The sequence below is a fragment of the Candidatus Avelusimicrobium luingense genome (assembly GCF_902757105.1).
In the GTDB taxonomy this organism is placed as follows: domain Bacteria; phylum Elusimicrobiota; class Elusimicrobia; order Elusimicrobiales; family Elusimicrobiaceae; genus Avelusimicrobium; species Avelusimicrobium luingense.
The window spans coordinates 173,207-199,754 of record NZ_CACVTK010000003.1 but is presented as its reverse complement, the minus strand read 5'-3'; the positions used below and the strand labels follow the sequence as shown (position 1 = coordinate 199,754).

Here is a 26,548-nt window from a genome sequence, read left to right as displayed (position 1 = left end):
CACGATAAAAGGGATGTAAAATTGGTACCAAATACCTTTACACAATCTTATTTTCTTCTTGTTTGGCTTTTTCCAATTCTTTATCCACACGCGTAGCCAGACGGCGCAACACCGTTTGCGTGTTCTTTTTCCATTCTTTAAGCGCACGCAATTCGGCTTCCGTCTTTTTGAGTTTTTCTACGCTTTCTTCCAAGATACGCAACCGTTGTTTTAAGGCAGCGTTTTGCGCTTGCGCGTCTTTTTGGCGCGCAAGTAGTTGAGAAGCAAGCAATTCTAACTCTTTTAATTTTTCTTGCATATTAGCGTAATTCCGCGCCGACAGCCGCTTTTAACTGCTCTACAATGCGGTTAAAGGCCTCGTCGGTTTCTTTATCTTTAAGCGTACGCGCCGGATTGGAAAATGCGAGCGAGAACGTGACACTCTTTTTCCCTGCGGGCAAATGTTCGCCTTCGTATTTATCAATCAGATGATACGCTAAATCAACATCCAGCGGCGTTTTATCCAACGCAGATACGATTTGTGCGTACGTGACGGTTTTATCCACCACTACGGACAAATCACGCAAAGACGGCGGGAATACCGCTACATCTTTGGCGGGTTTGAAATCTTGCGCGGAAAAACTTTTTTCAATTTGTTTGGTAGCAAATTCAAACGCCCACACATCTGCGGTTTTGATACCAAACGCTTTTAACGTAAGCGGGTGGAGTTTACCGAATTGCCCGATTACTTTTCCGCCCAAAACGATATCCATGCAGATTTTGGGATGCATATAGCACGGCACCGTTTTAGACACCGCAAAACTAATACCATCCACGCTTGAGAATGCCGCCTGCATGAGCCCTTTTAACAAGTAAAAATCAACGGGTTTTTCGGACATACCGAAGAATTTTTCCTGTTCCAACGTTCCGCATAACACTCCGGCTACGCCGTAATTTTCCACCGGGAAACCTTTGATGTTTTGGAAAGTTTTGGTCGTTTCAAATAACGCCAAATTGCGGTTACCGAAACGCAAATTACTCTCTACGTTTTTCAGTAACGCGGGCAGTAGCACCGGGCGCAAATAGTCCCACCCTTGCGCCAAAGCGTTTTTTATTTTAATGCAAAATTGCGGGTTTTGCCCAAACGCTTTTAATTCTTTTTCTCCCACAAAATCAATGTTTTTGCACTCGCAGAAACCAAGGCCGATAAGCGTTTTGGCAAACCGCCGGCCCAGTTCAATCCCTTTGGGCGCATCGGTAAACGCTACAAACGCGCGCGAGGCATGCACGGGGATTTGGTCGTAGCCGGCAAAGCGGGCGGCTTCTTCGGCAAGATCCCACTTATGATTTAAGTCGCGCCGGTGCGTAGGCGCTACAAACGTCCATTTGTCGCCGTCCGCATGGAACTCAAGCGCCAAGCGCGAGAAAATTTCTTTGAGCCGTTCTTCGGAAATTTGCGTACCCAGAATTTTGTTAATTTCCGCGGGCGTAAATTCCACCGTCGGGTTCTTATACGGCGTAGGATATACGTCATTAATTTCGCTGGCTGTTCCGCCGCAAAGTTGCACAAAAAGTTCACTGGCGCGGCGCATGGCAAGTAACGCCCCATTTACGTCCGTACCGCGTTCAAAGCGTTGGGACGAATCGGACGACACGCCGAATTTCTTAACGGTTTTGTTAATGGTCGGCGCGTCAAAGTGGGCGGCTTCCACAAAAATATCCGTCGTATCCTCTTGGATACCGCTGTTAAGCCCACCCATAATACCGGCAAGCGCGGTGGCCTTTTTGGTATCGGCAATTAACAAACAATTAGCATTTAACGTCAGTTCTCTGCCGTCTAAAATAGTAAATTTTTCACCTTCTTGTGCGTTGCGTACAATCACTTTTCCGCCTTCTACCAAACGCAAATCAAACGCGTGCATCGGGTGGCCGAGTTCAAACATCACATAGTTGGTAATATCCACGAGCGCGTTTTTGGGGTTTAAGCCCATGGCGGAAAGACGCATTTTAAGCCACTCGGGCGACTCGGTATTTTTTACACCGCGGATCACGCGCCCGATATAGCGCGTACAGGCTTGCGGATTTTGAATTTCAATATCCAGCGCTTTGCCTTGCCCGGCAATATCTTTGATTTCCGGAAGTTTGACCGGCTTATTTAATAAAGCCCCGAGTTCGCGGGCTACACCTAAATGCGAGAGCAAATCGGGACGGTTAGAGGTAATTTCCAAATCAAAAAGCGTATCGGCTTTGCCATATAACGACGAAACATCTGTGCCGAGCGGCAGGTTTTCATCCAACACCATAATACCGCGGGCACGGGTATTAGTAAGTCCGAGTTCATCAGACGAGCAAATCATTCCTTCCGATTGTACACCGCGGATAACTGCCGGCTTTAGCACATTCTTGCCAAGCCGTGCACCTACGCGCGCCAAAGGCACTTTTTGCCCGACGGCCACATTCGGCGCACCGCACACGACGCGTTGCGTTTTTCCGCCGCCAAGATCTAACGTCACTAAATGTAAATGGTCGGAATCGGGGTGATTTTCAATCTGCGTAATTTGGGCCACATTCACGCCTTCAAAATCGGCCCCGGTCGTTTCCATAGAAGCGACTTCAATACCCAAATCGGTTAATTTTTGCGCCAGTTCTTCGGGCGTTAAATCCAGATCAATAAAATCTTTAAGCCAAGAGTATAGAATTTTCATGAAAGACTCCTTAAAATTGTTTGAGTACGCGCAAATCGTTCTCGTAAAAAGTGCGGATATCTTTGATATTCAGCATCATCATCGCTAATCTTTCCACGCCCATACCAAACGCGTAGCCGCTAAATTCATTCGGGTCAATGCCACAGTTTTTTAAGACGTTAGGGTGGACTACGCCCGCGCCGAGCATTTCAATCCATCCGCTGCCTTTGCACACGTTACAGCCTTTGCCTTGGCAAAATACGCATTTAACATCTACTTCCACGCTGGGCTCTGTGAACGGAAAAAATGACGGGCGAAAACGGATTTCGGCCTTGTTCCCAAATAACCCTTTCATAAACGCAGTTAAGTCGCTTTTTAAGTCGGCCATGCTAACGTTTTTATCCACATACAATCCTTCAATTTGGTGGAACACGGGGCTGTGGGTAGCGTCTAAACTGTCGTTTCTGAACACGCGGCCCGGGGCCATGATGCGAAGCGGCGGTTTGTGTTTTTCCATATACCGGCTTTGCACATTGGACGTATGCGTACGAAGCACCAACGGCATTTTGCTATCTACAAAAAAAGTATCTTGTGCGTCACGCGCCGGATGGTGCAAAGGAATATTTAACAAATCAAAATTGTGCTTTTCGTCTTCCACCCACGGCCCTTCTGCCCATTCAAAACCGAGTTGCGACAGAATTTCGGTCATGCGGTCTTGCGCCACCGATAACGGATGACGATGGCCTTTTGCAACGGGATAACCGGGGAGTGTTAAATCCAAATCTACTTTATTTAATTCTTCGTTGATTTCTTTGGCGGCGAGCAAGTCGGTTTTTTCATCTAACGCAGCGGTTAGTTTAGCCTTTAAGGCATTACCGAGCGGCCCGGCTGTTTTTTTATCTTCAATAGAAAAATCTTTGAGATTTTTGAGTAGTTCGGTCAGCGCGCCTTTGCGCCCTAAAGAGGCTACGCGCAGTTCTTCCACGGCGGCGAGATCGGCGGCGTGGGCAATTTTATCAGTATATTCTTGCGCAATAGTGTCGCAAGCGGTTTGAAATTCGGCAATAGTCATAATGATATTATAGTATTTTACGCACGCGCGCGTATAGTGCGAGATACAATCCCCGCCTGACAACAAAAAGTCCAACCGCACCGGTTGGACTTTTTGAAATAAGAATAATGCAACGTTTATTCTTTAGCACCGTGCTCACGCAATAACTGCGTGTTTTCCGAATCTTCCGGCATTTCTTCCTCTTTACGGCGGATATGCATAGACGACATCAGCATATCCAACAAACGGATATCGCTGGGATATTGTACCAGTTCGTGGGCTTTGGGCAAAGATACCCACCGTATCGCAATAATTTCGGAGGCGTCGTGTTTGCCGATGCGGCCCAACTTTTTCATCAAATACCACTGCACCATTTTTTTAATGTAGTTTCCCTGCAGCGTAAATGCGTAATGCACGCGAATCATCGGGTAAATAATACTGGCACGATAGCCTGTTTCCTCCAACACTTCGCGCAGTGCCGCTTGACGGGGTGTTTCCCCCGCTTCAATATGGCCTTTGGGGAACGTCCAAATCTTTTTGCCTTTCATATTTTTGACTTGGACCAATAATACTTTTTTCCCGTCTAAGACCACGCCACCGCACGAAAATTCGGAAACGATCATAAACTTTGCTCCAACGCATGTGCTGCGTTCAAGATTTTTTCTTCCTGTAAAATCGGCCCGTAGAATTGTACCCCTACCGGAAGACCTTTTTTATCTAACCCAAATGGCACGCTGATACCGGCCAAGCCGCCGATATTGCCGGGGCAAGTATATAAGTCCGCCAGATAGAGCGCAAGCGGATTATCTTTGTGTTGGCCGATACGAAATGCGGTCATCGGCGAAGTGGGTGTTAACAAAACATCTACTTTTTCAAATACTTTTTTGAAATCGTCGCGGATGAGTTCGCGCACTTTCATCGCTTTTAAGAAACATTCTTCATAGCGTTTGGATGTAAGCGCAAACGTACCGATCATCAAGCGTTTTTTAACTTCTATACCAAACTCCGCGCGGGAATCTTGGTAATAAGCATTTAAATCGGGTGCGTTTTGGGCCGAATATCCGTAACGGATACCGTCAAAGCGTCCTAAATTGGAACTGGCTTCCGCGCTGGTAATAATGTAATAACACGCCGCCGAGTATTTAGCATACGGCACATCTACTTCCACCACTTCTGCGCCTAATTTTTTAACGTGTTCGGCAGCCAACACAATACGCGCTTTGATATCTTCATACAGCCCGTCCAAAAATCCTTTGGGAAGACCGACTTTTACCCCCTTTAAGTCTGCCGTGAATTGTTTTGTGTAAGCAGGCACGGGGGCTTCTAACGAAGTAGAATCGTGTTCGTCTTTACCGGATAACACTTCTAATCCCAAAGCGGCGTCATGCACGTTTGCCGCGAGCACGCCGACTTGGTCCGCGCTGGAAGCAAACGCAATCACTCCGTAACGCGAAATACGTCCGTACCCCGGTTTTACACCGACGATACCGCAAAAACTGGCCGGTTGTCTGACAGAGCCGCCCGTATCCGTACCGAGGGCTAACGGCACCATGCCCGCCGCTACCGCAGCCGCACTTCCGCCGGAACTTCCGCCGGGGACGCGCTCAATATCTACCGGGTTTTTCACAATACCCCAAGCCGAAGTTTGGTTCGTGCTGCCCATAGCGAATTCGTCCATATTGGTTCGCCCGATAATGACCGCATCGGCCGCCAGCAATTTTTCTACGACGGTAGAAGTATATGGCGCCACATAATTAGCCAGCATTTTGGAACAGCAGGTGGCTTTGTGACCTTTGTATAAAATGTTATCTTTAATAGCCACAGGGACACCGGCAAGCGGGCCTAATTTTTCCCCGCGCGCACGTTTTTCATCTACTGCTTTGGCCTGTGCGAGCGCGTCTTGCTCAAACACTTCCACAAACGCGTTAATGGTAGGGTTTTTATCGGCGATGACGGCCAGCGACTCGCGGGTAATTTGTTCGGCGGTTTTTTTACCGGACGAAATGGACTCAATAATTTGGGAAATCGTCATCATATTAAAGCACCTTTTTTACTTTGGCACAGCCGTTTTCTTCGGCGGCAAAATCGTTACGCAATTCTTGCGCGAGCGCTTCGTTTTCCACCGGCACGTCGGGGCGGATATGTGCGGCCAAATTGACGTTCGTCAGTTTCACGCCATCTGTATTGATAGCGGATAATTCTTGCACCCAATTAAACAACGCTTTTAATTGGGCTTCATACAAAGCGGTTTCTTCTTCGTTAATACGCATATTGGCGAGTTTGCCCGCCAATTCTACATCTTTTTTTGTAATTTCCATAAAAAAGGCTCCTTAAAATTTATTTTATATAATAAGACAACCTTATACAAGGAGCAACCGATGGAAAAAATAATCTAATCGGTTTCACGTTGATAGAATTATTAGTCGTTGTGTTAATTATCGGCATTTTAGCCGACGGCACTATAACCCAAAAGAAGCCATGTATTTTGGAATAACTAAGATAAGTCTACACCCGCGGGGAAATCACTTTCTATAAAATTTCTAACGGCGCAAATTTGAGCATAAATGTCCGGCGGGTTCCGTTACCAAATACTACCGTAATTTTGGCACTTTCGCCGCTGCCCGCAATCTGCACAATTTTGCCTTGCCCGAAAACACCATGCTTTACCATGCCGCCCACCGCAACTCCGTCCGCGTTTTTTTCAGCCGGTTTGGGAGCGGGCGGCTCACCTAAAATACGGCGCGGATCGGACAATTTATAGCCGGAAGAATTAGACGGCTTTTGCGGTTTGGCGTATAGCGAGCCGACGCCTGGCGTCTGCGGATAGGAATAGGACGTATAATCTAAATTGTCATCTTCTTGAATTTCATAGCCGTCCTCATCATAGCGTTTTTGGAAACGGCTCTTATGTACTGCGCCCTCAAAACCGCCGTATTGGCGTTTTCGCTCTCTAAAGCGTTCGTAATTACCGCCGGAATAAGACGAATTTCCACCCCACGCAAAACGTGCGCGCGGCGCGGTTTCTTCCACTTCGTTTTCGTCTAACAAACCGCTTTCAAACAAAAAGCGCGACGGTAAATTTTCCTGCAGTTGCCCGAATTTACGACGCGTTTGGGCGTACGTTAAAAACAACCGCTTGCGCGCGCGCGTCATCGCCACGTAGCAAAGGCGGCGTTCTTCTTCCAATTCATCGTCATTATCGCGCCCGATGGGGAAAAGATTTTCTTCTAAACCCGTTACAAACACATCCTCAAACTCAAGCCCTTTAGCCAGGTGCACGGTCATCAAAGTTACCGCTCCGCCCTCGCCGGCTTGCGAATCATCATCGCCGGACAAAAGTGAAATTTCCTGTAAAAAATCGGCTACGGAAGGTTGCTTTTCGCCTTTTTCGCACCGTTCTTCATATTCTTTAACGGCGTTGATTAAAGCGTCCAAGTTTTGCAAACGGCTCTCGGCTTCCGGGTCTTTTTCCATATCGGCTTTGACACTATCCATATAGCCCGATTCGGCCAAAATTTTTTGGAAAATATCGGTAGGCGTTGTAAAAAGCATTTCGCTACGCCACTTTTCAAACAGTTGCGCGAATTTGATAGATGCTTTGACAGCCGCCGAACTCAACCCCGGTACATAGGCCGCATTTTTAAGCGCATCGTACAAAGAAATCTGTTTTTCCTGCGCGTGAGCCACCAACCGCTCTTGCGCCGTTTTACCAAGACCTCGCGTGGGAGTATTGATAATACGAAGCAAACTGACGTCATCTTGCGGCGTAACTAAAATACGCGCATAGCACATCATATCCTTAATTTCTTTACGGTCATAAAAGCGCACCGTACCGATTAAACGATACGGAATTTGATAACGTCTAAACGAGTCTTCAAAACTGCGGCTCTGTGCGTTGGTGCGATAGAAAACAGCAATATCTTTTAGGCTTTCCCCTTCCACTTCCACGAGCGACTTAATATTTTGACTAACCCAACGCGCTTCGCGCCCTTCGCTTTCTAATTGGCGCACTTCAATCGGGTCGCCGGCGTCTTTTTCGGTAAAGAGGTTTTTCTCTTTGCGTTGTTTATTTTTGCAAATCAGTTTATTTGACGCATCCAAAATAACTTTGGTAGAGCGGTAATTTTGCTCCAGCGTGATGATTTTAGCGTCCTTGAAATCTTTTTCAAAGTCCAAAATGTTGCGGATGTTCGCACCACGCCACGAATAAATACTCTGGTCCGGGTCGCCCACTACACACAATTTGCGGTGTTGCGCCGCGAGCATTTTGGTAATTAAGTATTGGGTACGGTTCGTATCCTGATATTCGTCCACTAAAACATATTGAAAGAAAGATTGATAGTATGTACGGATATCTTCATGATCGCGCAATAAAACGGCCGTTTTTACTAAAAGATCGCCAAAATCTAACGCGCCCGCTTCTTTTAATTTTTGCTCGTAGCGGCGGTAAATTTCCGCGGCGCGGATTTTACCGTCTAACCCGGACGCAGTAGCCGATTGCATGAACATATCGGACGAAATCATATCGTCTTTAGCGCGGGAAATCGCACTGACAATCTGCCCCACTTCTTTTTTAGGCTCTTTAACGCCCATTTGCTCAAGCAGTAAAGTAACTACCTTTTTTTGGTCGTTTTCATCGTAAATAGCAAAATCTTTTGACAAACCCAACGTTTCTGCGTGTTGACGTAAGAGCCGCACCCCAAAAGAGTGAAATGTATGTATCCACACACGCCGGGCATTACCGGGAACAAGTTGCTCTACACGCTCCCGCATTTCTCCGGCGGCTTTGTTCGTAAATGTAACCGCTAAAATGCGCGAGGGGTTATACCCATCCGCAATCAGTTTGGCGATTTTGGTGGTTAACGTTTTTGTTTTTCCCGTTCCGGCCCCGGCCACAATCAGGCACGGCCCGCCGTCATAATTAACGGCGGAAAGTTGCTGGGGGTTAAGCGAATTTAGAGCGTCTTGTAAGGTCATTTTGATTTTTTAGGTTTTGGCGCGGGTAATTGCGCGGCAACTGTTTTGACTATATCTGTTAAAAATTTCCGGTCCTCTACATTTTCTATAAGCAGTAACGGTTTCGCCCCCGGATAAGGCGGCTCTAACACCGGGTTTTTTACCAACGCAAGGGCCGATGAAACCGGCTTAACGAGTAAGCGGTTATCATACAACCCACCGACTACTTTTTCTTGATAATACAACACATACTCGCCCATCATGGCGCGCGTACGCACTCCCGGCAAGCCGGACAGTTGGTCTAAAATAAAATCTACAAACTCTTTACCGGTTGCCATACATTAGTTCTTGCGTGATTTACGAGAGATCCTTTCGTTACGAACTCGTATCCTAAATAATTTTTTACCGACGGAAGAACCGGTAATTCCTTCCGTCAAAGTAAAATAGACAAAAGGGGTACTCCACGCTAAAAACCATAGGCCGTCTCCCGGTTGGACGAAACGGAACATCACACAAGCGGCACAAAATAAAGCCATTAAAATAAAATCTATCAGATACGCCCCAAAGACATTCCACCGGTTAGTTTTAGCGGCAACGATTTTTAGATCAACCGCACTTTTACCAATAGAAGTAGCGTGTTTTTTTTCATACCAGCCAAAATATCCTAAAGCCAACCATACGCCCAATCCTCGCCAAAAGCACTTACCGATAAACATATCCGTACTGTGGACTTCTATCCCCCACTGCATACAAAACATTCCCCAACTAAATATAACAATCAGCGAAGACAGAAATATCATAAATGTATCCAACAAATAGGCTAGCAACACGCGCCACCAAGATATTTTTTTTGTTGCTGAAATACGTTTCATATTTACCCCTATTTTAATTTCAACTGCACAAACGTTTCAATGTGCTCGCTGTGCGGGAAGAAGTCAAACGCTTCCACGTGTAGAATTTCATAATGCTGCGTGAGAATTTTCAGATCGTTAGCCAGCGTAACCGGGTTGCACGAAATATAAAGCACATTTTCCACGCCCGACTCCGCTACCGCCTTGGCGGCTTTGGGGTGCATACCGCCGCGCGGCGGATCCAGAATAATCAAGGCGTCTTTCTTTTCAATCGGTTGTTGTTTAACAAAATCTTCCACTTTGGCGCAGAAAAATTGCACATTTTTCACGCCGTTTAGTTTGGCGTTTTCAATGCCGTTGTAAATAGCAGGCGCGACACTTTCCACGCAAATTGACTTTTCACACAAGTCGGCACAAGACAAAGAAAAACTCCCCGCGCCGCCGTATAAGTCGTAAATTTTCTTCGGGGCGAGTTTTTTAACGAACCCGCGCACGACGGAATACATTTTTTGCGCCGTTTTGGTATTGGTTTGAAAGAACGACTGCGGAGAAAGTTTGAATAAAACTTCGCGCTCTTGCGTGCCGTTTTCGCCCGTTAAAATAATCTTTTCAAAAATATGGTCTTTGCCTTTTAACACACGCAAACTTTCCGGCGCGGCAGTGTCGGCCAACCCCGTATTTACCGCGGCCATAATGTTGGCGTTTGGCAACACGGACTCCACCGCGGACACAAACGTTTTTTCGTTAAAATCATCCGTTACAAATAAAACGACAATTTGCTCGCCGGTATTTTTGCCTTCACGCACCAAAAGGTGGCGCAAGACGCCTGTATGTTTGCGCGTATCGTAATACGGTAAATTTTCGGCGGCGGCCCACACGCGCAAGGCATCCAAAAGCGGCACTAATTGCCGGCTAAATAAAAGGCACTCGCTAATTTCTACGGCTCTATCAAAACGTCCTTTATACTTAAAGCCGAGAGCCTGTTCAAACTCCAGCGGGCGGGTTTTGTTGGCAGGATCTTTTTTATTGTAATCTTCGCGCCATTTGACTTGGTGGCAAAAACCCAACTCTACTTTATTTCTAAAATAAAACGGCTCGTCCGTTTTGGTAACGGAAATTTCGTGCGGCCAAAATTCGCGCAAAGTTTCTTGCAATTTGGCTTGTTTTTGAGCCACTTGCTCGTCGTAGGATAAATTAAGTAGCGCGCACCCGCCGCACACGCCGAAATGTTTGCAAGTCGGATTAGGCATTGATCTTAAACAGGCAAACGTCGCCGTCCTTTACAATATAGTCTTTTCCTTCGCTGCGGATTAGCCCATGTTCGCGCAAGGTTTTTTCATCACCGTATTTGACTAAATCGTCAAACGTATAGACGTCGGCGCGGATAAAACCTTTTTCAAAATCGCTGTGAATTTTGCCGGCGGCTTGCGGAGCCGTACACCCTACGGGAATTAACCAACTGCGCACTTCCACTTCCGGCCCGGCGGTAAAATACGTGCAGAGATTTAATAACTTCATCCCCTCGCGCACCACTTTTTCAAGCCCGGTGTAATCGCTACCCGTTTCGGCCAAGAAAGCATGTTTTTCTTCTTCGCTAAACTCGGCGATATCGGCTTCAAATTTTACGCAAAGTTCCACAAATCCCGCCCCGTTTTCTTTAGCGTATGCGGCTACTTTGGCGGCATTTTCCGCGTTGCGTTTTTCGCTGTTATTGCCCACATACAAAACGGGTTTGGAAGTTAAAAATTGATACTCTTTTAATTCTTCCGGCTCTAAACCTAAAGACGAAACCGGCTTACCGTTTTCCAACGCGGCTTTAATTTCTTTCATCCGCTCAAAGGCAGCCACGGCATCTTTCTTGCCCGATTTAGCGTTACTGGCCAAACGGTCGCAGATTTTAGTGGCACTTTCCAAATCGGCCAGCATTAACTCGGTGTTAATCACTTCAATATCGCGCAAAGGATCTACGGAATTCATCACGTGGGTGACATTTTCGTCTTCAAATAACCGCACCACGTGAATAATGGCGTCCACTTCGCGGATGTTGGCTAAAAATTTATTGCCGAGTCCTTCGCCTTGGCTGGCCCCTTTAACAATACCCGCAATATCTACAAACTTGATAAACGCGGCGGTTTTCTTAGGTGGCTTAAACATGTCAAAGAGTTTATCCAACCGTTTATCCGGTATCGGCACAATGCCGACGTTGGGTTCAATAGTGCAAAACGGATAATTGCTTGCTTCCGCTCCCGCACACGTAAGTGCGTTAAATAAAGTAGATTTGCCGACGTTAGGTAGTCCGACGATACCGATTTCCATGAAAATACTCCTTGAAGAAAAAAATGCCGAAACACCCGAAAGGATGTTCCCTTTAATAAATATTTTAGCATTTTGTCCCGACAGGATACATAATTCGGGGGCCCATATCGGGTTAGGCCCTTTGTCCCTTGACGATTATATGCTTTTTCCTTATACTATTTATACTTAGTATTAGGGGAAAACATATGCAACGTATTTTTTACTTATTTTTAATAGGAATTTTGTGTGTAAGCGCGCCTATGTTAAGTCATGCAGTGCCGTGGGGCGTGCTTGAGGAAGCCGTGGACGGTCGTTCGTACGGCGTGGATAAACTGTTGGCTAATGAACCGATTTATTATGCTGTTTCTGCCGATGTTACCCCGCAGGAAGAACGAACTTTTATCAATGGTTTTCATCTCTGGCCGAAAAAGACATTACGGGCTATCCAGCAATTGGGACGCGCCAATGAGTTTAAGGATATTACCGATCTTTTGCAACGTGGGGTAACGCTTATTAAAACCGACGAGGAGCATGCCGACATCTATTTCTTTATAGACAAAAACAACAGTTTGTGCAGCAAAGTCGCCATGGGCTGTTTTTCTTCAACGACCAACCAAATTGCCCTTGTGCAAGAATTCCGCCAGCAAGCCGCCTCTGTTCTCACGCATGAGATAGGGCATTATTACGGACTTGGTGACCAATATGCGAACGCGCGTCATAATTCCAGCAGAATCTATTCGAGCAAAGCCAACTTTATCGAAGGCAGTATTATGAATGACGCCGACACCCTTACTTGTGACGATTATGACGGCTTGATTAACTTAATTGATTTACGTATCAGTCAAAACACAGGTCAGTTTTCCAAGCGGGCCAGTGACGGTTGGTGGAGTTTGTGTAAGAAAACAAAAAATTTCTACCAAGAAGCCAAAACTACGAACCGTAGCGAGTCTTTCGACTCCGTGGAACTCAATGATAACACGCAGATATCCACAGAATACGATAAAAAAGGTAACCCCATTAGAACAGAGTATACTTTCTTTATAGACAGCAACCCCTTTTCGTTGTTTGCCGTGAACAAAGGAGATCAGATTACCCGCGATAAGCAGGGCCGAATTTCCCGTATTGAGTCCGGCGTATCATCACCCATGTGTCCGTTCATGGGCAAGAAGTCGGTGCGGACATTTGAATATGTAAAAAAGGATGCATTAATTCAGGAAATTCATATTCAATGTGCTTCCACGAAGAAAAATTATTCCGTTCCTATAGTAAAAGACAACGACTGGATATTGTTTGTGCCCGTGCCCGTTGCGGGGAAAATACCCTACTGGCGCAAAGAATTTCCGTTAAGCGATAATTCTTATAACGTAGTCATTCAGTTTGATAAAAATCACGCGACCGAATTTTCCGTATCGGGCGGCGATATGATACCTGTCGGCAACGAATTTGAACATCATGGGCTTCGTTTATCACGCCCGGTCTCTAAATTCAATTATATAGCCGAAGTAGAAGGAAATCAAACACTGAACTACTTTTTAACAGCCAACGATTTCAAACGTCAGTTACTCGGCGCACATATTTTACCTAATCACCGCTCCGTGTTAATGGAAGCCAAAACCGCGTATGATCAAGTTGTCCCATACGCATGGAGTTTTTACGAAAACTTTTACAAGCCGGCTTTCGGCCTGGCCAAATGGCAACAGGTAAACCGTGCTTTACAAAAGAAACTATCCAAACATAAATAAATATGGAGTAATAGTTATGAAATGGTTTTGCGGAATAATATTATTATTTATCGGCACATTGACAGCACAAAGTGAGCCGTATGCCGTATTGAAAAATGCCGAACAAAACCATTCTTATGGTATTGATATTTTTTTATCCGGGCGGCCTATCCGTTATGCGATTGAGTCGGACATTACCCCCCAAGAACGAACGTTGTTCTTAAATAATTTACGTGCTTGGCCGAAAAAAACCTGGCAGACGATTCCCCAGGACCGCAAAAACGAATTTAGCGATATTTTACCGTTGTTGCAACGGCCGGTGAAATTAGAAGAAACAACTTCCCAACAGGCCGATGTCATCTTTAATATCGGAAAAGAATCTGATTTTGCCAGAGAGGACCTGGGCTATGACGCCTGCGGGACACATACTTCTTCCTATCCGCATGTCATTTCCATCAATCCCGCTTGCCGACACAAGTTTGATGAAATCTCTTTACACGAAATCGGCCACTTTTACGGATTAGCCGACCAATACCCCGAAGCCCACAATGCCAGCCAACAGTATTACGGCAGCGTCAACAAAACCGAGTATAGTGTTATGTACTCGTTGCCAAACGACAGTTTCCACCAGGAATTTACTTGCGACGACGCTGACGGATTTATCAATTTGGTTGATTTACGTTTATTCCAAAAGAACGGCAAATTCCCCAGCCGGGCCATTTATGGGTGGAAAAGTTTATGTACCGATAAATTGGAATATCAAAAAAGCACCAAAAGCAAGGGATCATCTTTTAACGGGAAAATCTTCAGTATTTCTCACAATGTCTTGCCGTTATTTTTCACCTCAAATTCCCGTGCAATTCGGCGTGACAAAGATACCCAAATAGTAACGGACATAAATGACGGCAGTGCCGTGCCCCCCTGTCCGGCCGGTTCCGGCAGGTGGCGTGTATTTACCTACGACAAGGCCTACGAACAACTGAACATTTACTGCGTTAAAGGCAACAGCCGCCCCAAGCCCGAGGAAGAGCCCGATTTCCATTTTCCGCTTCCTACGGCAGCGGAATGGCAGATTCAAATTCATGACAAAAATACAATACATTTGGATTTTTTCAAACAAAAACTCAGGGCTGTATCTCTTTCGCTGATCCACACCAATGTAGCCGGGCATAGTCATATTTCCATGACGGTAGCAAACAGATTGCTCAGCAAACAACCCTACACCGAAGTTGATATCTACGACAACGGAGAGCATTTCTCTACCACCGTCCCGTTACATAACAATGGGGAAATATTACGGGTCCATCCAACGTTCGGCCCTGTATTATTCAAATTAAAACAGGAATTGGACCGACAAACCCGCTATGCCATCAGTTTTGATAAAGACTTTTACCAACCCTTAATACAAACTCCGCAGCGCCGGGCGTATGCAGAAGAACTTAAGCGGCAGATGCCCGCCATGCTCAAGCCGACGCCCACCATTCCGTTCGCTCCGTAAAATTCATTTAAGCATTTGATATAATAAGTTGATTATAGGAACGTTATGTCAATTGCAAAAAAAATTAAAACTTGGCAAGAAAATAAATTTCTTTCCGAACAGCAAGCCGAACAAATTTTGGCTTTTGAACGTGCCCGCGGTAACCGCACCTTTTGGGGAACCGCTTTTATTTTTGCGGGGCTTTTAATCGGGCTGGGCATTTGCCTGATCGTGGCCTCTAATTGGGATGCGCTGGGCGCTCCCGTAAAACTAACGGGCGATTTTTTGCTCTTGGGCGGATTTAGTTACGCCGTATATTGGAGCATCTGCCAAAAACGCAGCGGGCTTAAAGAATTGTTTATTGTTATTGCTTTTCTGTTGTCGGGGGCTTCCATCGGGCTAATCGCCCAGGTATTTCAATTAGACGGCGGGTGGCAATCGTTTGCGGTATTTTGGTCATTGTTGGGGCTGGTATATGTATGGGCAAGCCGGGTGCTGTTTATAGGAATGAGTTGGTGGATTCTTCTTTTAAGCGGTGTATTAAAAGGGAAGTGGCTAGAATCGCTTTTTGAATATTTAGGCAAACATTTGGACGCTACGGCCTTAGCACTTATCGCCGGGTTATGGCTCCTCAGTTACGCCGGCGGAAAAGCCAACGAAAAACTATCCGTTTACACGCGTTTGGCGGCGGCCTTTGAAAAAGTCATGATGTGGTGTACCTATGCGACGGTTGCTTTTGTAGGCATCCGTTGGGGAATGATACGGTGGGAAAATACATTTTTCTTGCAATGCTTCGCCTATTTAATTGTATTTGCTTTTTTAGGCGCGCGCATGTATCTGGCGGTACAAACCCAAAACCGCATCTCCTTTAAGCGCAATGCGATATTAGCGGAAGTGTATGTATTCGGTATTTTTGCCTCGCGCTTTGGCAATTTATTAGCGTCCGGTTTCGGATTTATTATAGGCGGGCTTCTCGTACTGGGGTTGATTTATGTATTACGCAGAACCACGCGTTATATTAAAAGCATGGAGGCCTTCCAATGAAAAAACGCCTGTTGCTTGCGGTATTTTTCTTACCGCTTATTTGTTTGATAGGGTGGACAATTTTTCTAACCGTTTCACGCAACCAAGGAACGGAAGTAAAAGTAGCCGTCAGAGGCTACGACCCGCGCGATTTACTTTCCGGGCATTACATTGCTTACCAAATTGATTGGGCAAAAACCGATTGCGACCAATTCCCGGACAGCATTTGCCCCAAGGAAAAATTCTGTCATCAGGCACGTTGGGGCCGCCAATGCCGGTTTTATATACCGGAACAATACGCTAAAGAATTGGATGATCTGTTTCGCAAACGCAATTCCACCGATACCGTTTTCGAAATCATATATTCTTACCGGCCGGGACATAAGCCGCTTGCGAAAGAAATGTTAATCAACGGCCGCGCGTGGAAAGCTGCCATCAAATAGCCGATAAGGTTTTATTCTTTGGCTATTAATTTGCTAAAATAACAGTATAGGTCCCGTTCGTCTAGTGGTCTAGGACGCCGCCCTCTCAAGGCGGAGATCACGAGTTCGAATCTCGTACGGGACGTATTTTTATGGGGGTTGCATTATGGAATTATCGGTTGTGCAAACGGTGTTATTATCGCTACTTATTGTTGTTGTACTTTTCCTACCACTCACTATACACAAAGTAGAAGAAAATTTAGAAGCCTTTTTGTTTTGCTGCGGTATATTTGCCGTAACCGTCTCACACGTTTGGAGCGGACATTTAATCTGGGCAGCCATAAAAGATCCCCTTGTTATTACCTTCGCCGTACTCATTGCCGGTTTACTGTTCCGTCAGTTTAATACCCACTTACAAAAACTTACCCAAAAATCAGTTAAAACCATCGGGCTACGCTGGACTTTATTTCTAATTGTTGTTATTTTAGGCCTTGCCTCCAGTTTGATTACGGCTATTATTGCGGCTCTCATCTTGGCGGAAGTTACCGTCATGTTACCGCTTGAACGCAAAGGACGCATTAAACTGGTCACTTTTTCCTGTTATGCTATTGGTATGGGTGCGGTACTTACGGCCGTAGGGGAGCCGTTGGGAACGATTGTGATTTCCAAACTATCCGGAGCGCCACATTATGCCGGTTTTTTCTACTTAATCAACCATTTAGGTTGGTTTGTGCTGGGCGGTATTTTATTTATGGCGGGCATGGCCAGTTCACTACGCGAAAGCACCATTACCCGCGCTCCCGGTGAAAAAGCCGCCGATATCGGTAGCGACAACACCGTTAAAGGTATTGTTATCCGCGCCGGAAAAGTCTATCTGTTTGTAATGGCTTTAACCTTTTTGGGAGATGGCTTAAAACCGTTAGCCCTTAAAACGATTACGCACCTACACGCTTCGTGGTTGTATTGGATCAATATGCTTTCTGCGGTATTGGATAATGCCACCTTGGCCGCTATTGAAGTTACCCCCGCCATTGACGATCGCACACTTACGTTTCTGCTCATGAGTTTGGTAGTATCCGGCGGCATGCTGATTCCGGGCAATATTCCTAACATTATCTGTGCTTCTAAACTGGGCATTAAGAGCAAAGAGTGGGTGAAAGCCGCCTTTGGTTTGGGCCTTGCGCTGATGGTAGCGTACTTCGTATTGCTTTCCGCTATCTTATAAACCGAGTCGTTTCTTACAAAAACCCCGGGCAACCGGGGTTTTTCTTTTCCCTAATACGCGTACGAATTTTATATAATATAACGTGTATTTTACTAGTAATTAAGGAGAAATGATGAAAATCCATTCTTTTAATGTGCAACCGCACTTACCCGAAAATATTAAATTTTTAGAAGAACTGGCCAACGACATGTGGTTCACGTGGAATTGGCAAGCCATTTTGCTTTTTGTACAAGTAGATGATGAATTATGGACGGCTTCCAAACGCAACCCGAAATGGTTTTTAGGCAGCGTACCGCAAAAACGCTTTGAAGAACTTAGCAAAGATAAAAATTTTGTAGAACAACTCAACAAAGTCAAAGAATCGTATTACAACTACAAAAACAACCCCCATACTTGGTATAACGACCACAAACACGAAAACGGCAAATTATTAACGGCCTATTTCTCCATGGAATACGGTATTGGCGAAGGGTTGCCGATTTATTCGGGCGGTTTAGGGATGCTCGCCGGGGATCACATGAAATCCGCCAGCGACCTTGGTATGCCGATTATCGGGGTAGGGTTATTTTACAAACAAGGTTACGTCCAACAAGTGCTTAACCGCGAAGGCTGGCAAAATGAAGAATATCCCGATAACGACTGGGCCCACATGCCGGTAGAACGTGTATTAGATAAAAACGGCAAAGACGTAGTAGTTGATATTCCTTTAGGCGGCGAAACGGTTAAAGCGTGCATTTGGCGCGTACCGGTAGGCCGCACTTCGCTTTACTTGTTAGATACGAATTTGCAGGAAAACACCCCCGCCCAACGTGCCATTACCGAAAAACTCTACGGCGGCGACCGCGAAAACCGCATCCGCCAAGAAATCGTATTAGGTATCGGCGGTGTGCGCGCGTTAACCGCGATGGGCATTAAACCCACCGTCTATCACATTAACGAAGGGCACAGCGCGTTCCTACTCTTCCAACGCATTATTGATATCATGCAAGAGAAGAATTTAACGTTCGCCCAAGCGCGCGAAATCGTATGGGGTTCTTCCGTCTTTACGACTCACACCCCCGTTATCGCCGGAAACGAACATTTTGATCCGCAACTCGTACGCAAATACATGCAATACTATGTGGACCAAATGCATATTTCATGGGAACAATTTTTGGAACTGGGTAAAGAAAAACCGACTTCGGCTACGTATTGTTTAACCGTAGTAGCATTACGCTTATCTGCCTATTCCAACGGGGTAGCCAAACTACACGGAGCCGTCAGCCGCGAAATGTGGCACAACTTGTGGCCGGAATTACCGGTCAGCGAAGTGCCCGTTACCAGCATCACCAACGGTATCCACAGTTCTTCGTGGATTTCACACGAACACAACGAATTATTCCGCAAATACCTTTTTGATAACGACCAATTCGGGGAATTTGATCCGTCTGACGAAAAGTTATGGAAAAAATTTGATACGATCCCCAATAAAGAATTGTGGAAAGTACACAATGAACGCAAAAACAAACTGATCACATTGGTACAAGAACGCCTTAAACGCCAACTCAAACGTCAAGGCTTTGACGTAATGACCGTCAAAAAAGCCAGCAATGTTTTACAACCTGATGTATTAACGATTGGTTTTGCCCGCCGCTTTGCAACGTACAAACGCGCGACTTTGTTATTCAAAGATTTGAACCGCTTAGACAAGATTGTCAACAACCCGGCCCGCCCGGTACAATTCGTCTTTGCCGGTAAAGCCCACCCCGCCGATACCGCCGGAAAAGAATATATTAAACTGATCGTCGGCCTTACGCAAAACGACCCGCGCTTCAAAGGGAAAATCGTTTTCGTGGAAGACTACAACATGAACACCGCACGCTATATGGTACAAGGGGTAGATGTATGGCTCAATAACCCGATTCGCCCCATGGAAGCCAGCGGTACAAGCGGCATGAAAGCCGCACTTAACGGCGCACTTGCGCTCTCCGTATTAGACGGTTGGTGGGATGAAGTCGGTCCGTGTGAATTCGGGTGGTCTATCGGCGGTCCGGAAAATTACAAATCGGACGCCGAACGCGATGCCGTAGAAGCCGAATCGTTATATAGTTTAATTGAACAGGAAATTGCCCCTGCCTATTATGCTAAAGACGAAGCCGGTATGTCTAAAACGTGGATCAACTTGATGAAAGAATCTATCAAGCATATTGCTCCGTTCTTTAACACCAACCGCATGGTCAAAGAATATTACGAACGCTTTTATGTGGCCGCCAATAACTACGGTCAAATCTTAAGCGAAGACGGCAAAGCCGCCGAAGTAGCGGCATGGCGTCAAAAAATTGCCGAAAATTGGTACCGCGTAAGCGTAACCGACACGACCGCCGCTCCGGAAAAAGCAATTTCTATGGGCGAACAAGTCAAATTTACCGCCCGCGTAACGTTAGGCGGTTTATCGCCCGAAGACGTGCAAGTAGAATTGTATTTGGGCAAACGCGGCACGCGCGGTGATATGGTTAAAGAAAACGCGGTGGCTATGAAATGCGTAGGCCAAAAAGACAATGCGTATAATTACGAAGTAACGATCGCTCCGTTTAACAGCGGACGGCAAGATTATGCGTTGCGTATTTTACCGGCCAATAACGCAATTCCCAACGTGCTTACACCGTTATTTATCCGCTGGGAAGAGTAACGTAATAGATGCAAAGTAACGGTTTTCATTTTTGAGCATCTAGCCGCCGACTTGGCTCTTACGTACTTTTCTTTGTACGCTACGCGCCAACTTACGGCGGCTATCTATCCCAAAACTGAAAACTTACCCGGGAACTGTTAAAACAGCCCACTTCCCCCAAGACGAGTCAAAGCGGAAGATTATATGATTTTTCAAATTTGAGTCTAGTTTGCGGGATGTAGGCGGCCGCTAGGCGTAATGGCAGTTACGTCAAGGCCGCGAGACCGCAAAATAGTCCAAATTTGGAAAATTGTTTATCCTAAAAAGCAACAATGCACAAAATGAACTAATTTTGTGCATTGTGCGTAAAGCATAAGATACCAACAGTTATTATTATGTTAAATATCGTACTCATTAACCCCGAAATTCCTTTTAATACCGGTAATATCGGCCGCTCTTGTGTAGCCACCGGTACGCGGTTGCACCTTGTCGGCAAACTTGGTTTCATCATCGCTTCTAAAGAAATTCGCCGCTCGGGGTTAGATTATTGGCCCAATTTAGATTATAAACGACATAATACGTGGGAAGATTTTTTAGCGGAAGAAAAACCGACGGAAGATAAAATGTTCTTTCTATCTACCAAAGGTAAAAAATCGTATTGGGATGCACAATTTCCTGCAGACGGTTATTTGATTTTTGGTGCGGAATCGTGCGGATTACCGAAAGATTTTTATACGCGCTACGCACACCGTTTATTTACTATTCCGATGACAGGCCCGGTACGCTCGCTTAATTTATCTTCTTCCGCGGCGATTGTTTTATTTGAAGCCTTACGACAAAACCGCAACAAGTAATTTTTATCTTTACAAATAAAAGATATAATGTTCTTAGCCGTACAAACGAAAAGGAGTTTTATGAAAAACGTACAAGCATTTACGCTCATTGAATTATTAGTGGTGGTACTCATTATCGGTATTTTAGCGGCAGTGGCTTTACCGCAATACCAAAAAGCGGTGGACAAAAGTCGTTTTTCTAATTTAATGGCCATTACAAATGCCTTAGCACAAGCCAACGAAGTATATTATTTGGCTAACGGAGAATATACGACTGATTTCGAGGCATTATCTGTGGATATCCCCGCTACCAGTATTTCCGGGAATACAGCCACTTTTGACTGGGGCACGTGTCGATTAGCCGCTCAACAAGAAGTAATCTGTTTTGACACCGCCCGTTTGAACAACGCCTATACCGTGTACTATATTCACAGTAGCAGAAGCGGGTGGGAAGACCATGCGTATTGCGTAAGTCTGACTAACGAAGCGGGTTCCAGATTTGATAAGGTTTGCAACAACACAGGCTCGTTCAAAACTACCACCACTTGCAACCCTAACGGTGGCTCGTCAGTCCCTTGCAGAGTATATACGGTTAGATAAAAACACCCCGCTGTATAAGCGGGGTGTTTTTCAATAAAGCGTACCGCGCAAAGCGGCGCGATAGCACCGAGATATTCAAGCCGACAAACAACAACGAAATGCGGCAAATTAGACAAAAAAGAAATGCCGAGGGACAGGATCGAACTGTCGACACCTGGTTTTTCAGACCAGTGCTCTACCACTGAGCTACCTCGGCATTACTTATATATAATACTAAATTTTTACTTCACACGCAAACGGCAGAAAAAAATCTCTGCCGTTTGGCAAAATCAACTTCGTTTTATTTCACCGCGTCAAAGCCGGCTTGTAAGGCTTTTTTATTAAGTTCCAACATTTCCGGTTTTGCACGTTTATATACTTTTTTCATGGCGTCGGCCACGCTATCTAAAGTAACGGCACCCGTTAGTTTGACAAACGCACCTAAAGCCACCAAGTTGGCAATTCGGTCCATACCGACTTGTTTGGCGATCTCGTTACACGGCACACAAACCACGGTAATGTCTTTGCGCGTCGGGCGGGAATTAACGAGCGAACTGTTCAAAATAAGTAGTCCGCCTTTTTTGAGCAGCGGCTCAAATTTGGGCAAACTCGGCTCGTTCATTACAATTACCGTATCGGGGACGGAAACAATCGGCGTATATACTTCGCCATCTGTTACCACGACGGAACAGTTAGCCGTACCGCCGCGCATTTCCGGCCCGTAGGAAGGCAACCAACTGGCGTTCTTTTTATCTTCTACGCCCGCTTGAGCGAGTAAAATTCCGGCGGAAACAACGCCCTGCCCGCCAAATCCGGCTATACGAATACCTTGATACATTAGTTCGCCCCCTCGTCCTTAAAAATACCCAGCGGATATTGCGGCATCATTTTAGTGCGCACAAATTCAAGCGCTTGCGGCACGCTGGCATGCCAGTTGGTCGGGCATTGGCTTAACACTTCCACCATAGAAAACCCAACATTATTGACTTGATTTTCAAACGCTTTTTTAATGGCCTGTTTGGCTTTGATAACATTTTGCGGAGAGTCCACCGCCACACGCGCCAAAAACTTACTGCCGGTAATTTGCGCCAGCATTTCGCACATATTGATTGGCCAGCCTTGTAACTTCGGATCGCGCCCTTTGGGGGCCGTCGTGGCTACTTGTCCGACCAGTGTGGTGGGGGCCATCTGCCCGCCCGTCATACCGTAAATGGCGTTATTGATAAAAATAACGGTGATGTTTTCACTGCGAACAGCCGCGTGCACAATTTCCGCCATGCCGATAGAAGCCAGATCGCCGTCGCCCTGATACGAAAACACAATCGCACCGGGTTTAGAGCGTTTGACACCCGTAGCAATGGCCGGGCCGCGCCCGTGCGCCCCTTGCACCGTATCACATTTGAAATAGTCATCGGCAAACACCGCGCAACCTACCGGAGCAATCCCAATCACGCGGTCTGCAATACCGAGTTCATCAAAGGTTTCCCCCATCAAGCGGTGCACGATACCGTGGCCGCAACCGGGGCAATAGTGCATAGGCACATCTGTTAAACTTTTCGGTTTTTGGGCAATAATCGTCATACTTATTTGCCTCCTTTGGCGTCGCCTTGCATTCCTAACGACGTATCACGCTGACAGTTGTAAGTAAAGTTAGTAGCGTGTTCCTGTAAATCAAACAGCCCTTCTTTTTTGCCTGTTAAGAGCGAGCGGGCTGCCGTTAAAATCTTTTCGCCGTCCGGTTGTCCGCCTGCGGGATACGCATTAAGTCCCACCGGCACACGATCGCCTACGGCTAATTTTACATCTTGCACCAATTGGCCTAAACTTTGCTCCACGACCACAATTCCTTTGGCTTTTTTGGCCAGTTCGGCTAACCGTTTAGACGGGAACGGCCACAAGGTGATTGGGCGGAAAAGGCCCACTTTTACTCCGTGCGCTTTAGCCATATTGACGGCTTCTAAACACGCGCGGGAAGAAAGCCCGTACGCTACGAGCAAAATATCACAATCTTCCGTATTGCGTTCTTCAAAGCGCGCTTCGGTTTTTTCAATGAGTCCGTAGCGTTTGGCACGTTCGATAACATCGGCAATTAAATTATCGCCTTTGTAGGAAAACACTTTGCTTTTGCCGCGGCCTTGTTTGTTGATATCTACGGCCCAGTCAAATTTACCGAGTTTGTTAGGATCCACCGGTTCAAAATTAAACGACATGCTTTCCATCATCTGCCCCAAAATGCCGTCGGCTAAAATCATACAAGGCATGCGATATTTTTCCGCCAAATCAAACGCGAGTTTAGGGAAATTGCCCAATTCTTCTACGGAGTTGGGTGCAAGTACAATAACGTGATAATCGCCGTTACCGCCGCCGCGCGTGGCTTGAAAATAATCGCCTTGCGCACCGGAAATACTGCCTAAACCCGGCCCGCCGCGCATTACGTTGACAATCAAACACGGCAAATCGGCACTGGCTAAATAGGTGATACCTTCTTGTTTCAAACTCACTCCCGGCGATGAAGAAGAAGTCATACTGCGCGTACCGGTAGCGGCAGCCCCATAGACCATATTGATAGCGGCCACTTCGCTTTCGGCTTGCACAAATGCGCCGCCGTTATCTGCCATATGGGCAGACATATATTCCGGCACTTCGTTTTGCGGCGTGATCGGGTATCCCGCAAAGAAACGCACCCCGGCGCGAATAGCACCTTCAGCGAGTGCTTCGTTGCCTTTTCGTAATGCTTTTTCTGTCATATAAAAACCTCAAAATTATTCTTTGATTACCGTAATGGCAATGTCCGGACACATGCGGTAGCACATCGCACAGCCGATACAATTTTCCGGGTGAATCATTTCGGCCGGAAAATATCCTTTTTTGCTGATTGTTTTAGACGGACCCAAACATTTTTTGGGGCACACACTTACGCACAAATAACACGCTTTGCAGCGGTTGGCGTCCACTTCTATTCTAGGCATAAGTCTCCTGTTAGCCGGGGACAAAAAACCGGCTTATATATAGTATATGTCTTTTAGGACTACGGGCGCAACCGACAAAGTGGATTATTTTTGACGGCCTATATAATGGCACAAAACAAGTCCGGGGAAAACTACCAACGAACACAAGGCAATGGCCACTTTCAAACTCCATACGCCGGACAATATACCAATAAGCACGGGAGAAAGAGCATCCCCCAACAAATGAATAATAAGTAAATTAAGCGCAAAGGCGGTGGCGCGTACCGAAACGGGAGAAGTAGCCACCAGTGCCGCGGCAATTGCACCCGTCGGCAAAAATAAGAAAAAGATAGTAAGGCCAAACCACGCAAGCGCGGTAGCAACATGTGCACTTTGCAAACCTAACCACAACGGAACAATACAACCCGCCAAACTAATAAACATTACTTCATAATATGCACGCGCCGAATGGGCAAGCCGTTTTTCGGCCCACTTTCCCCCCACTAGCGTACCTAAAGCGCCACACATAATAACTAAAATTCCAAACCATACTCCCGCTTGCGCCGCGTTCACATGCAAGTAACGCACAAAATACGTAGGCACCCAAGCCGAACATCCTCCCATCAAAAATGTTACCGCCGTTTGAATTAAACACACAAACAAAAACGGTTTATGATGCAACAGTTGTGTATATTCGGCTAAAGACGGGCGAGGTTTTTCTGGTAATGCGCGGCCTTTATCCGGTAAGAAGAAGGCACATAACCCCAACAATATTCCCGGCACACCCAGTCCGATAAAGGCCATCCGCCACCCCCACGTCTGCCCGATCACGCCGCCAAGTCCATACCCTAAGGCACTGCCAAGCGGCAACGCAAGACCAAATAGCGCCAGTAACAAAGCGTGTTTTTCTTTCGGGGCGTGCTCCGCTAGAAAAGGTTGGGCAATCGTTGTAAAACCACCCTCGCCTACACCGGTCAGCCCGCGTGCAAACAACAAGTGCGAAAAATTTTTAGCGGCTCCGCTTAATAAAGTAGCCACACTCCAAATAAGTGCGCTTATTCCAATTAACCGCGTGCGGGAAAAGCGATCTGCCAACACCCCCATCACCGGTGCATAACACATATACACCACCATAAATACGGAAGCCAGCGTGCCCAGTTGCCAATCGGCTAAATGCAAATCAAGTTGCAGCAACGGAAAAACGGCATACAAAACTTGCCTGTCCATATAGTTGAACAGGTTCAGTAAAAACAAGATCCAAAAAATTCGCCGCATACCCATTTATTTTATTATAATAAACCTAGTGGAGGAATTATGAAAAAAGGTTTTACACTTGTTGAATTACTGATTGTAATGGTCATAGTAGGTATTTTAGTTACAGTAGCATTACCGAAGTATTATGCGGCTATGGAACATGGACGTTCCATGGAAGGGATTAACAATTTGAAAGCCGCCAGCGAAGTGCTTAACGCACGTTATGTAATGAACGGAAATACGTATCGTTGCAGCGGAGCGGCTAATGCCACCAATGGACGGTTTGTAATAGCCGGCGCCTCTACCGGGAACTTTACCCGCCCCACTTACTTTGGAGAACCGATTTTACGCGTATCCGGCACCACCGGATGGGCCAACTGCACGTCCGCTACTGCTGCTACCGTTTATATTGACATTGTACGCAACGGGCCCGAACCATACACCTTAACGGCCGTCAACCAAGCCGGAGAACTTAAATACATCACTTGCGTTGCCGGCACGGGAGCCGCCGCAAACATTTGCGAAAATGTCGGCGCGGAACTGGTTGGGGAAGAATATAGAATTACATACGGTAATTAAACCCTTTTGTAACAAAAAAACCCC

The 26,548-nt window shown here is 46.2% G+C and carries 26 protein-coding genes and 2 tRNA genes; 11 read left to right on the top strand and 17 right to left on the bottom strand.

What is annotated here, in order from left to right:
- Positions 1–37: 37 nt before the first annotated feature.
- From ACQY3H_RS04370 to ACQY3H_RS04345, 6 genes are all read right to left on the bottom strand, one after another.
- Positions 38–298, bottom strand: a complete 261-nt coding sequence (locus ACQY3H_RS04370) for a hypothetical protein (RefSeq protein WP_428075232.1) — start codon at positions 296–298, stop codon at positions 38–40.
- Between the two features lies 1 nt (position 299).
- A complete protein-coding gene (pheT, locus tag ACQY3H_RS04365) occupies positions 300–2,684 on the bottom strand; it encodes a phenylalanine--tRNA ligase subunit beta (RefSeq protein ID WP_428075230.1) in 2,385 nt (794 codons plus the stop codon).
- 10 nt (positions 2,685–2,694) lie between these two features.
- Positions 2,695–3,735 carry a phenylalanine--tRNA ligase subunit alpha gene (pheS, locus tag ACQY3H_RS04360; RefSeq protein WP_428075228.1) on the bottom strand — a complete coding sequence of 347 codons (1,041 nt, stop codon included), beginning with the start codon at positions 3,733–3,735 and terminating at the stop codon, positions 2,695–2,697.
- Positions 3,736–3,851: 116 nt separating this feature from the next.
- Positions 3,852–4,337, bottom strand: coding sequence for an NUDIX hydrolase (locus tag ACQY3H_RS04355; protein ID WP_428075226.1), 486 nt, complete (start codon positions 4,335–4,337; stop codon positions 3,852–3,854).
- The gene (gene gatA / locus ACQY3H_RS04350) at positions 4,334–5,746 is read right to left on the bottom strand and encodes an Asp-tRNA(Asn)/Glu-tRNA(Gln) amidotransferase subunit GatA (RefSeq protein WP_428075262.1); all 1,413 of its coding nucleotides are present in this window, start codon (positions 5,744–5,746) and stop codon (positions 4,334–4,336) included. The genes ACQY3H_RS04355 and gatA overlap by 4 nt, the downstream gene beginning before the upstream one ends.
- 4 nt (positions 5,747–5,750) lie before the next feature.
- Positions 5,751–6,032, bottom strand: coding sequence for an Asp-tRNA(Asn)/Glu-tRNA(Gln) amidotransferase subunit GatC (locus ACQY3H_RS04345; protein ID WP_428075224.1), 282 nt, complete (start codon positions 6,030–6,032; stop codon positions 5,751–5,753).
- 44 nt (positions 6,033–6,076) lie between these two features.
- Here ACQY3H_RS04345 and ACQY3H_RS04340 point away from each other — a divergent pair, with 44 nt between their 5' ends.
- A complete protein-coding gene (locus ACQY3H_RS04340; protein WP_428075260.1) occupies positions 6,077–6,208 on the top strand; it encodes a type IV pilin protein in 132 nt (43 codons plus the stop codon).
- 35 nt (positions 6,209–6,243) lie between these two features.
- Here the strand turns inward: ACQY3H_RS04340 and ACQY3H_RS04335 are convergent, their stop codons facing one another.
- From ACQY3H_RS04335 to ychF, 5 genes are read right to left on the bottom strand one after another with little or no spacing between them, the layout of a single operon-like run.
- Positions 6,244–8,691 (bottom strand): ATP-dependent helicase, encoded by a 2,448-nt coding sequence (locus ACQY3H_RS04335; protein ID WP_428075222.1) that lies wholly within the window; start codon positions 8,689–8,691, stop codon positions 6,244–6,246.
- Positions 8,688–9,008 (bottom strand): TfoX/Sxy family protein, encoded by a 321-nt coding sequence (locus tag ACQY3H_RS04330; RefSeq protein ID WP_428075220.1) that lies wholly within the window; start codon positions 9,006–9,008, stop codon positions 8,688–8,690. The genes ACQY3H_RS04335 and ACQY3H_RS04330 overlap by 4 nt, the downstream gene beginning before the upstream one ends.
- Positions 9,009–9,011: 3 nt before the next feature.
- Positions 9,012–9,542, bottom strand: a complete 531-nt coding sequence (locus ACQY3H_RS04325; protein ID WP_428075218.1) for an RDD family protein — start codon at positions 9,540–9,542, stop codon at positions 9,012–9,014.
- 8 nt (positions 9,543–9,550) lie between these two features.
- Entirely contained in the window at positions 9,551–10,771 is a 1,221-nt protein-coding gene (gene rlmD / locus ACQY3H_RS04320) for a 23S rRNA (uracil(1939)-C(5))-methyltransferase RlmD (RefSeq protein ID WP_428075216.1), read from the bottom strand.
- On the bottom strand, positions 10,764–11,837 hold the full coding sequence (ychF, locus tag ACQY3H_RS04315) for a redox-regulated ATPase YchF (protein ID WP_428075214.1): 1,074 nt from the start codon (positions 11,835–11,837) through the stop codon (positions 10,764–10,766). The genes rlmD and ychF overlap by 8 nt, the downstream gene beginning before the upstream one ends.
- A 185-nt stretch (positions 11,838–12,022) precedes the next feature.
- Here ychF and ACQY3H_RS04310 point away from each other — a divergent pair, with 185 nt between their 5' ends.
- The 9 genes from ACQY3H_RS04310 to ACQY3H_RS04270 all read left to right on the top strand — a co-directional run bounded on the left by ACQY3H_RS04310 (position 12,023) and on the right by ACQY3H_RS04270 (position 21,764).
- Entirely contained in the window at positions 12,023–13,558 is a 1,536-nt protein-coding gene (locus tag ACQY3H_RS04310) for a hypothetical protein (protein WP_428075212.1), read from the top strand.
- A 16-nt stretch (positions 13,559–13,574) separates the two neighbouring features.
- The gene (locus tag ACQY3H_RS04305) at positions 13,575–15,035 is read left to right on the top strand and encodes a hypothetical protein (protein ID WP_428075210.1); all 1,461 of its coding nucleotides are present in this window, start codon (positions 13,575–13,577) and stop codon (positions 15,033–15,035) included.
- A gap of 45 nt (positions 15,036–15,080) precedes the next feature.
- A complete protein-coding gene (locus tag ACQY3H_RS04300; RefSeq protein ID WP_428075208.1) occupies positions 15,081–16,058 on the top strand; it encodes a DUF2157 domain-containing protein in 978 nt (325 codons plus the stop codon).
- Positions 16,055–16,480: a GDYXXLXY domain-containing protein gene (locus ACQY3H_RS04295; RefSeq protein WP_428075206.1), complete on the top strand. Its 426-nt coding sequence runs from the start codon at positions 16,055–16,057 to the stop codon at positions 16,478–16,480. The genes ACQY3H_RS04300 and ACQY3H_RS04295 overlap by 4 nt, the downstream gene beginning before the upstream one ends.
- Before the next feature lie 50 nt (positions 16,481–16,530).
- A tRNA-Glu gene (locus ACQY3H_RS04290) sits at positions 16,531–16,604 on the top strand.
- 21 nt (positions 16,605–16,625) lie between these two features.
- Complete coding sequence (locus ACQY3H_RS04285) at positions 16,626–17,684, top strand: DUF1646 family protein (RefSeq protein WP_428075204.1); 1,059 nt, start codon at positions 16,626–16,628, stop codon at positions 17,682–17,684.
- Between the two features lie 112 nt (positions 17,685–17,796).
- Positions 17,797–20,352 (top strand): alpha-glucan family phosphorylase, encoded by a 2,556-nt coding sequence (gene glgP / locus ACQY3H_RS04280; RefSeq protein WP_428075202.1) that lies wholly within the window; start codon positions 17,797–17,799, stop codon positions 20,350–20,352.
- A gap of 374 nt (positions 20,353–20,726) precedes the next feature.
- Complete coding sequence (locus ACQY3H_RS04275) at positions 20,727–21,185, top strand: tRNA (cytidine(34)-2'-O)-methyltransferase (protein WP_428075200.1); 459 nt, start codon at positions 20,727–20,729, stop codon at positions 21,183–21,185.
- Between the two features lie 60 nt (positions 21,186–21,245).
- A complete protein-coding gene (locus tag ACQY3H_RS04270) occupies positions 21,246–21,764 on the top strand; it encodes a type IV pilin protein (RefSeq protein ID WP_428075198.1) in 519 nt (172 codons plus the stop codon).
- A gap of 124 nt (positions 21,765–21,888) precedes the next feature.
- Here ACQY3H_RS04270 and ACQY3H_RS04265 read toward each other — a convergent pair.
- The 6 genes from ACQY3H_RS04265 to ACQY3H_RS04240 all read right to left on the bottom strand — a co-directional run bounded on the left by ACQY3H_RS04265 (position 21,889) and on the right by ACQY3H_RS04240 (position 25,966).
- A tRNA-Phe gene (locus tag ACQY3H_RS04265) sits at positions 21,889–21,960 on the bottom strand.
- An 84-nt stretch (positions 21,961–22,044) separates the two neighbouring features.
- The gene (locus ACQY3H_RS04260; RefSeq protein ID WP_428075196.1) at positions 22,045–22,581 is read right to left on the bottom strand and encodes a 2-oxoacid:acceptor oxidoreductase family protein; all 537 of its coding nucleotides are present in this window, start codon (positions 22,579–22,581) and stop codon (positions 22,045–22,047) included.
- The gene (locus tag ACQY3H_RS04255) at positions 22,581–23,324 is read right to left on the bottom strand and encodes a thiamine pyrophosphate-dependent enzyme (protein ID WP_428075194.1); all 744 of its coding nucleotides are present in this window, start codon (positions 23,322–23,324) and stop codon (positions 22,581–22,583) included. Before ACQY3H_RS04255 ends, ACQY3H_RS04260 begins: the two co-directional genes overlap by 1 nt.
- Before the next feature lie 2 nt (positions 23,325–23,326).
- A complete protein-coding gene (vorB, locus tag ACQY3H_RS04250) occupies positions 23,327–24,490 on the bottom strand; it encodes a 3-methyl-2-oxobutanoate dehydrogenase subunit VorB (RefSeq protein WP_428075192.1) in 1,164 nt (387 codons plus the stop codon).
- Between the two features lie 15 nt (positions 24,491–24,505).
- Positions 24,506–24,712, bottom strand: coding sequence for a 4Fe-4S binding protein (locus ACQY3H_RS04245; protein ID WP_428075190.1), 207 nt, complete (start codon positions 24,710–24,712; stop codon positions 24,506–24,508).
- 84 nt (positions 24,713–24,796) lie between these two features.
- On the bottom strand, positions 24,797–25,966 hold the full coding sequence (locus ACQY3H_RS04240; protein WP_428075188.1) for a spinster family MFS transporter: 1,170 nt from the start codon (positions 25,964–25,966) through the stop codon (positions 24,797–24,799).
- A gap of 39 nt (positions 25,967–26,005) precedes the next feature.
- Here ACQY3H_RS04240 and ACQY3H_RS04235 point away from each other — a divergent pair, with 39 nt between their 5' ends.
- Positions 26,006–26,524 (top strand): type II secretion system protein, encoded by a 519-nt coding sequence (locus ACQY3H_RS04235; protein ID WP_428075186.1) that lies wholly within the window; start codon positions 26,006–26,008, stop codon positions 26,522–26,524.
- The last annotated feature ends 24 nt before the right edge of the window (positions 26,525–26,548 follow it).